We start from the raw sequence: 2,223 nt of genomic DNA on the forward strand, positions 1-2,223 counted from the left end.
AGGCCGGGTTTCGATCCCTGCCTCGCTCGCGCGCTTCCCACTCCACGCCGAGGACGCGGGTGAGCTGATCGGCCAGAGCGGCGTTGTAGAGCTCGGAGACCGCGACGACCACCGCGTGCATGGGGCGGCCCGCGAGGGTCCGCCAACGCCCGTCCTGCACAGTCAGGACCTTGTTGCTGATGATGACGTGGGTGTGCAACTGCGGGTCGCCGGCGCGGCTGTCGTAGTGATCGAACGCCGCGGCCACGACGCCTGCGACATCGACGTGCGCAACCGCGCCGTCCGGGCCGGTTGCACCGACGCGGGTTGCGGCAACCTCGCGTTCGAGGAACGCAACCAGCTCTGCAACCACCGCATGATGGGCGTCTGCGATCAGGGCTTGGGTGCCGGCGTCTGTAACCGCCCAGATCGTGGAGACCGACTTCGGCACGCTGAACGTGAAGTCGTAGCCCGCTACGGCGCGGCGAGCGCCGCGCTCGGCTTCCTCCGCCTCGATCGTGGCCACTTCCTGCGCTCGAGTCGCCGGCCCCAACTCGGCGTCGAGGGCGTCCACGCGCTGCTTGATCCGCTCAGTAATCGACGCGAACTGCTGGTAGGCGCGGCCCAGAGGCTCGCCCGTGATCGGGTCATGGCCCATCCCGACCAACAGCGCGAGCTGAGCTTCTGAGACCTGCGCTCCCTCGACCAGCTCGCCGTACCCGAGACGACCCAGCCCCGAGCCCATCCAGAAGCCCGGCGGCGTCCCCGCCTCCGCGTAGTAGCGGGTCAGCGGCGTGGACAGCGAGCGGTCGCCGTCCCCTGCGGCGATGGACCTCAACAGGTACCTATACCCGTCGCCCGCGCTCACCACCCGCATCGAAACCGTCACGACAGGGAGGTAGGCGCCGGCGCACGAGAAGGACCCTGCGGGAGATGGATGGGAGACTTGAGCGGTGAATCTTGACGAGTTGCTCCAGGTGATGGATCGCTCTGCGGCGAACCTCGCCAAGCTCGAAGCAGTCTGGGAGCGAGCCCAACCGATGCTTCCCTCCGGCCCAAGTCGCGGATCAAGCCGAGAGTATGAGGACCTACGGAGGGCATGGAGCGCGCTGCTGTCCGGGTTGCCGCCAATCGACGGGCGGACGGTGACCGAAGAACTCCCCGACGCGGATGCTGCCGGTCAGGCATTCATCGACTACGCCGACATCGGGGAGCCGCCCTTTGCGCTCATGAATCAGTTGGAGGAACCAGGCACCCAGCTTGACGAGTACCGATTCCGGCTGGCACGAGCCCGGCGTAGAGCGATCCACGAGCGGCTGAACGACCTCACCTCGACCATCAACGAGGCCCTTCCACGGATAGTGGAGTCGGTACCGCGCGATTCAACCGATCGACTTGACGACCCTACGACGGCGCCAATCGAAGACGCTATTAGCGAGATCGAACGACTGCTCGGAGACACCACTGAGCGCGGCGGACGGTGGACCGACCTTAACCGTCACATGCACTTCGGGCAGGGTCACGACTGGCATGACATCGTTGAGATGGATTGGCCTTCGGTTCGTGCGGACATCGAGGCAGCGAGTCTGGCGGAGTCTGACCCGCTCCCGGTCCCCGGGATCGACCTCGGTGTAGCCGCCTCTGCGAGGCCAGCCGGAGCGGCGAGTACCGGCTTGTCGTGGTCCGCTCTCGATGACGACGGATTCGAGCGACTGCTCTTCGATCTCCTACGGGCGTTCCCGCGCTATCAGAACGTTGAGTGGCTGATGAAGACTCGCGCGCCGGATCGAGGACGGGACCTCTCGGCGGAGCGCGTCATCCGAGACGACGGCGGAACGACTCGAACCGAACGGGTCATAGTCCAGGCCAAGCACTGGACTACCAAGTCTGTCGGCCCCGCCGACATCACGGGCACGCTCGCGGCGCTTTCTCTTTGGGAACCACCGCCTGTTCGTGCGCTCGTTATTGCAACGAGTGGACGATTCACGACGGACGCGGTGGCCGTAGCGGAAAAGCACAACGCTGACGGAAAGCTGCCCTTTATAGAACTCTGGCCGGACAGCCGGCTCGAAACGCTGCTGTCCCAGCGCCCCGACCTGATAGCGAGCCACGGGCTTCGGCCGTGAGCTACGTGTCCAAGAAGTCCCATTCGCTGCCAAGTACCCAACGCAACGCAGAGAGCTTGCCGTTGAGCATTCCGGGCTCTTCGCAGATGAGGGTGTAGAAGCTGACGGCGCGGCGGTG

At 65.6% G+C, this 2,223-nt stretch carries 2 protein-coding genes; one reads left to right on the forward strand and one right to left on the reverse strand.

What is annotated here, in order from left to right; translation table 11 throughout:
• A partial coding sequence (mobF, locus tag L979_RS13995) for a MobF family relaxase (RefSeq protein ID WP_369793008.1) occupies nucleotides 1-856 on the reverse strand: 856 nt, incomplete at its 3' end.
• 76 nt (nucleotides 857-932) lie between these two features.
• On the opposite strand from mobF, the gene L979_RS14000 reads away from it, so the two are divergent.
• Nucleotides 933-2,105: a restriction endonuclease gene (locus L979_RS14000; RefSeq protein WP_231559560.1), complete on the forward strand. Its 1,173-nt coding sequence runs from the start codon at nucleotides 933-935 to the stop codon at nucleotides 2,103-2,105.
• The last annotated feature ends 118 nt before the right edge of the window (nucleotides 2,106-2,223 follow it).

This window comes from Kocuria sp. ZOR0020 (assembly GCF_000800955.1).
Lineage (GTDB): Bacteria > Actinomycetota > Actinomycetes > Actinomycetales > Micrococcaceae > Kocuria > Kocuria subflava.